Below are 5,419 nucleotides of genomic sequence, written 5' to 3'. Positions count from 1 at the left end.
CGCACCGGCGGCTGCCCCGGCCGCCGCACCGGCCGCCGTCCCGGCCGGGACCCGGCACGCCGAGTGCCGCACCCGCGTCCACGGCTCCCACGCCACCGCCCACTGCTTCAACGGCAACGCGACCACCGACCACGTCCAGCTGCACGTCGAGTGCGTGCGCTGGTGGGACCCGGACATGGACACCGCCCCGGCCGCCGTCGGCCCCGCCGGGCACGTCTCCCTCGCGCAGCGCTGCTGGCTCGGCATACGCCACGCCTGGGTGACCCACCGCGCCGAGTGAGCCCGTAAGTAGGGGGAACGCCGAGTGAGCCCGTCGGCGGAACGCTGCGTGAGCCCGTAAACGGAACGCCGCGTGAGCCCGGAGACTCAGCAGGCGCCGGCGACACCGCGGCAGCCGAACGGATAGGCGCTCGCCTCCGCCCCCGCCGTCTCCTCGTCCCCCTCCTCGATGGCCGCGACCAGCCGCCCGTGATCCACGAGGCCCTCGGGCCGCAGCGCCGTCCCCACGTCCGCCCGCAGGAACTCGCGCATCACTCCGCCGAGGTCCGCGTACACCTCGGAGATCACCTCGTTGTGCGCGGCGGAGACGACGGCCGCGTGCAGCGTGGCGTCCGCCTCCACGAACCGCGCCGCGTCGCCCGAGCGCCACGCCTCCTCGCGCCGCTCCAGCAGAGCGGCCAGCTGCACCAGGTCCTGCTCGGTGCGGCGGCGCGCGGCGAGCCGGGCGGCCGAGGCCTCCAGAGCGCTGCGCAGCTCCGCCACGTGCAGCGGGTCCGCGTCGGCGAAGCGGCGGTTCATCACGCCGGCCAGCTCGCTGGTCGCGGCGACGTACGTGCCGGAGCCCTGCCGGATGTCCAGCAGGCCGTTGTGGGCGAGGGCGCGCACGGCCTCGCGCACGGTGTTGCGGGCCACGCCGAGCTGTTCGACCAGCTCGGGCTCGGTGGGGATGCGCGAGCCCACGGGCCACTCACCGGACGTGATCTGGCCGCGCAGCCCGGCGATGACCTGGTCGACGAGGCGGGAGCGCCTGGGGGAGTTCAGTGGCATCGACAGCCTCCATTCATCCCATGATTCTATCTATGATGCCGTCATGGCATCCACGGCAGACGAAGACCTCAGAGCAGCCGACACCTCCGCGCCCGCCCCCGCCGGCCAGTCCGCCCCCGCCGGCCGGTCCGGCCCAGCAGGCCGGGCCCGGGGCGTCCCGCTCCTCGTCGTGGGTCTCGTCCTCGCCGCCCTCAATCTCCGCCCCGCCGTGACGAGCCTCGGCGCGCTGCTGAAGGAGGTCCGGGCCGACCTCGGCATGAGCGGCGCCGTGGCCGGCCTGCTGACGTCCGTGCCCGCGTTCTGCTTCGCCGTCTTCGGCCTCGCCGCACCCCGGCTGGCCCGCCGCTTCGGCCCCACGGCCGTCGTCTGCGCCGGCATGGCGGCGATAGCCGCCGGTCTCGCCCTGCGGCCGTACGCGGGCGGCGTCCCCGGCTTCCTCGCCCTGAGCGTGCTCGCGCTCGCCGGCATCGCCGTCAGCAACGTGCTGATGCCGCTGGTCGTCAGGCGCTGGTTCCCCGACCGCGTCGGCCCGATGACCGGCGTGTACTCCATGGCCATCGCCGCGGGCGCCGCGGGTGCCTCCGCCGTGACCGTGCCGCTCGCCGACGCGATGGGCCACAGCTGGCGGCTCGGCCTCGGCTCGTGGGGCCTGCTCGCCGCCGCGGCCGCACTGCTGTGGCTGGTGACCGCCCGCCGCGGCCGTACGGACAGCGCCGCCGCCCCCGCGGCCGCGGCCCAGGACGCCCCGCGCACCAGCATCACGCGCAGCCCGACCGCCTGGGCCCTCGGCGTCTTCTTCGGCATCCAGGCCACTGGTGCCTACATCGTCATGGGCTGGATGCCGGCGATCTTCCGCGACGCCGGGGTGTCCGCCTCCACCGCGGGGCTCCTGAGCGCCGTCACGATGCTGACGGGCATCCCCCTCGCCTTCGTGCTGCCGCGCCTCGCCGCCCGCCTGCCGCACCAGGGCGCCCTGGTCGCCGCCCTCGCCTGCTTCGGGCTGGCCGGTTACGCCGGGCTGTGGCTGGCTCCGGCCGGCGGCGCCTGGGCCTGGGCCGTGCTGCTCGGCGTGTCCAACAGCTCCTTCACCCTCGCCCTGACGCTGATCGGCATGCGCGCCCGCACCGGCGGGGGCGTGGTGCGGCTGTCGGCGTTCGCCCAGAGCACCGGCTATCTGATCTCCATCCCCGGGCCCCTGCTCGTGGGCTGGCTCAACGAGCGCACCGGCGGCTGGGACGTGCCGCTCGCCCTCATGGCCGCACTGATGGTTCCTCAGATCGTGGCGGGAGTGCTGGCCGGGCGCGCCCGCACCGTCGAGGACGAGCTCTGACGACGTGTGCCCGTCCCGCCCCGTTCGGCCCCGGCCGCGGCCACGGGCGCGCGGGGTGGGACACTGGTCGGCATGCAGCCTGTGCTTGACCCGAACCCCAAGAACGGCCAGAAGGCCCTGCTGACGATCCTCGGCGCGATGCTCGGCATCACCGTGGTGATCGCGGTCATCGCGACGGTCTTCTCCCCCTGATCCCAGGTCCCAGGCCTCGCGGGCCCCTGCACCCCTGGAGGTTCGCCTCCATACGGGGGTGGTGCCGGCCCCCCGTCCCCTAGGGGGCCTGGGTCAGGGACAAGTGGGTGGTCCACCGGATGGGAGCGGCCTCCCGTTCTCCGTAGTTTCGTAGTACACCGCGACGCGGCGGTGCACGGAGCAGTCGGAGGCGATCCCATGCCCGCCGGTACGAAAGTGTCCGCCGGTTCGAAGGCCAGGACCACCAGCATCGCGCAGGCGTACCTGCCGTGGTGGGCCCTCGCGCTCGCCGTCGCGATCTTCACCGCCTTCTTCGCCCTCCTGTCCTCGCCCGCCTCGGCGGACCCCGGGGCGGGCGCCGCCGGCGCGGGCGCCGTCGACCACGTGGTCGCGTTCGTCCAGCTCGCGCTGGGCCGGCTCGCCGCGTGACGGCCGGCGGGGCGCCTGCGCCGCTTCGGGTGCAAGGCCCCCAACACCCCGCGCCTCGCCGTGCGTTTCGTGCGAAGCTGGACGGCATGAGCTCCGAACCGACCCGCAGGATCGTCATCCTCCGGCACGCCAAAGCCGAATGGTCCGACGGCGACGACCACGAACGCCCCCTCGCCGACCGCGGCCGCAAGGACGCCCCGGTCGCGGGCCGCTGGCTCGCCGGTTCCGGCATCACCCCGGAGCAGGCCCTCTGCTCCACCTCCGCCCGCACCCGCGAGACGTGGAAGCTCGCCGTCTCCGAGCTGCCCGAGCGTCCCCGGACGGTCTACGAGGAGCGGATGTACGAGGCCTCGCTCGGCGAGCTGATCGCCCTGCTCAACGAGGTCTCCGACGAGGTCCACGACCTCGTCCTGATCGGGCACAACCCCGGCATGCACGCCCTGGCCGACGCCCTGGCGGGCGAGGCCGACGGCGATCTGCTGGCCCGGATGAACCGCTCCGGGTTCCCCACGGCCGCCATCGCGGTGCTGGCCTTCACCGGCTCGTGGAAGGCCGTCGAGCACGGGGTGGGCCGGCTGGTGGCCTTCTGGTCGCCGCACGCGTGACGGCGGCGCGCCGGTGGGGTGCCCGGCGAGATTCCGGTGCGCTGTTCCGCCGGACCCTCGCGGTGGGGGCTCGCCGCCGCTGCGGCGGGCCTTTCTTCCACGGATCCCGCCCGTTGCGGGCAGAGCACAAGTGCCCGCCGCAGCGGCGAGGCACTCCGATGGCGAGGGTCCGGCGGAATGGCGCAGCCACCTGCACCGGCACGCACGGCGATCCGCCGGAGGCTACTCGTGCGTGCGCGCCGCCTCGACCTCTTCGCGCGTGACGCCCAGCAGATAGAGCACCGTGTCCAGGAACGGGACGTTCACCGCCGTGTGCGCGGCCTGCCGGACCACCGGCTTGGCGTTGAAGGCCACGCCCAGCCCCGCGGCGTTGAGCATGTCGAGGTCGTTCGCGCCGTCGCCGATCGCCACGGTCTGCGCGAGCGGCACCCCCGCCTCGGCGGCGAACCGGCGCAGCAGCCGGGCCTTGCCCGCCCGGTCCACGATCTCCCCGGTGACCCGTCCGGTCAGCTTGCCGTCGGCGATCTCCAGGGTGTTCGCCGAGGCGAAGTCCAGGCCGAGCCGCTCCTGCAGGTCGTCGGTCACCTGCGTGAAGCCGCCGGAGACCACGCCCACCTGGTAGCCGAGCCGCTTGAGGGTGCGGATCAGCGTCCGGGCGCCCGGCGTCAGCCGCACCTCCGCCCGCACCTTGTCCACCACGGACTCGTCCAGCCCCGCCAGCAGCGCCACCCGGGCGTGCAGCGACTCCTCGAAGTCCAGCTCGCCGCGCATCGCCCGCGCGGTCACCTCCGCGACCTCGGCCTCGCAGCCCGCGTGCGCCGCGAACAGCTCGATGACCTCGTCCTGGATCAGCGTGGAGTCCACGTCCATCACGATCAGGCGCTGCGCCCGGCGCTGCAGCCCCGCCGCGACGACCGCCACGTCCACCCCGCGCTCGTGGGCCTCCAGCGCGAGCGCGGTGCGCAGCGCCTCGGTCTCCGTGCCGGACACGGCGAACTCCACGGCGGTCACGGGGTACTTGGCGAGCCGGAAGATGCGGTCGATGTTGCCGCCCGTGCCGGTGATCCGCGCCGCGATGGCCGCCGTCGACTCGGCCGTGAGCGGGTGGCCCAGCACTGTGACGTGGGATCGGCCGGTGCCGCGCGGACGGTTGTCGCCCCGGCCCGAGATGATCTCTGCCTGCATGCGCATCGACTCGGCCCAGCTGTGCACCGTGGCCCGCAGCTCGCCCTCGGCGTGCCCGCCGCCCTCCGGCGCCGTGACCAGCGCGCACAGCGTTATCCGGCCCCGGGTGACGACCTGCTCGATGTCGACGACGTCGACGGCGTACGCGGCGAGCGTGTCGAAGAGCCCGGCGGTGATGCCCGGCCGGTCCTTCCCGAAGATCTTGACGAGGAGGGTCGGCTCGTCGTCGCCGGTGACGGGGGTGGCAGGCGAGGTCTGCGATGCACTCATGGTCCTCTTACCGTATCGGGCCCCGCAGCAGATACGTACAGGTGTCCCGGGGAGCGGTCGGCGAAGACACGGCCTACTCCGCGTGAACCGTGGTCAACGCCGCCGCGGCGGCGGCCCGGGCGGCGGAGGCGGAGGTTCCTCGGGCGGCGGAGCGCCGTAGCGGTATCCGCTGCCGCGGGGCCGCCGGGGCGGCGGCAGCGGCCGGCCCGTCTGCGTCGGTGCGGTGGAGCGCTCGTCGGGCAGCAGCGGGCGCTTGTACGGGTTGGTGTCGTCCCGCGCGGGCCGTCCCGGCGAGGGACGGTACGGGCCCGGAGGCCCCGCGAGGCCCGGGTGAGCCGCTCCCGCCGGGCCCGCCGCACCT

Annotated in this window: 7 protein-coding genes and 1 pseudogene; 5 read left to right on the top strand and 3 right to left on the bottom strand. The window is 74.7% G+C overall.

The window, feature by feature from the left end; translation table 11 throughout:
• The coding region (locus B7P34_RS37880) for a hypothetical protein (protein WP_223268561.1) at positions 1-280 on the top strand (280 nt) is incomplete at its 5' end.
• Positions 281-366: 86 nt separating this feature from the next.
• Here the strand turns inward: B7P34_RS37880 and B7P34_RS34890 are convergent.
• The gene (locus B7P34_RS34890; protein WP_106682151.1) at positions 367-1,047 is read right to left on the bottom strand and encodes a FadR/GntR family transcriptional regulator; all 681 of its coding nucleotides are present in this window, start codon (positions 1,045-1,047) and stop codon (positions 367-369) included.
• A gap of 43 nt (positions 1,048-1,090) precedes the next feature.
• On the opposite strand from B7P34_RS34890, the gene B7P34_RS34885 reads away from it, so the two are divergent.
• From B7P34_RS34885 to B7P34_RS34870, 4 genes are all read left to right on the top strand, one after another.
• Positions 1,091-2,377: a CynX/NimT family MFS transporter gene (locus tag B7P34_RS34885; RefSeq protein WP_106682150.1), complete on the top strand. Its 1,287-nt coding sequence runs from the start codon at positions 1,091-1,093 to the stop codon at positions 2,375-2,377.
• Positions 2,378-2,449: 72 nt separating this feature from the next.
• Positions 2,450-2,569 (top strand): SGM_5486 family transporter-associated protein, encoded by a 120-nt coding sequence (locus tag B7P34_RS39555; protein WP_286157540.1) that lies wholly within the window; start codon positions 2,450-2,452, stop codon positions 2,567-2,569.
• A 198-nt stretch (positions 2,570-2,767) separates the two neighbouring features.
• On the top strand, positions 2,768-2,998 hold the full coding sequence (locus tag B7P34_RS34875; protein ID WP_106682148.1) for a hypothetical protein: 231 nt from the start codon (positions 2,768-2,770) through the stop codon (positions 2,996-2,998).
• An 86-nt stretch (positions 2,999-3,084) separates the two neighbouring features.
• Positions 3,085-3,603 carry a SixA phosphatase family protein gene (locus B7P34_RS34870; RefSeq protein WP_106682147.1) on the top strand — a complete coding sequence of 173 codons (519 nt, stop codon included), beginning with the start codon at positions 3,085-3,087 and terminating at the stop codon, positions 3,601-3,603.
• A gap of 222 nt (positions 3,604-3,825) precedes the next feature.
• Here B7P34_RS34870 and serB read toward each other — a convergent pair whose 3' ends face one another.
• Positions 3,826-5,058, bottom strand: coding sequence for a phosphoserine phosphatase SerB (serB, locus tag B7P34_RS34865; RefSeq protein ID WP_106682146.1), 1,233 nt, complete (start codon positions 5,056-5,058; stop codon positions 3,826-3,828).
• 93 nt (positions 5,059-5,151) lie between these two features.
• A pseudogene (locus B7P34_RS39120) lies at positions 5,152-5,419 on the bottom strand (response regulator); the annotation flags it as partial.

Origin of the sequence: Streptosporangium nondiastaticum (assembly GCF_003011965.1) — a bacterium.
Taxonomy (GTDB): Bacteria; Actinomycetota; Actinomycetes; order Streptomycetales; family Streptomycetaceae; genus Streptomyces; species Streptomyces nondiastaticus.
This window is presented reverse-complemented; position numbering and strand designations above follow the sequence as displayed.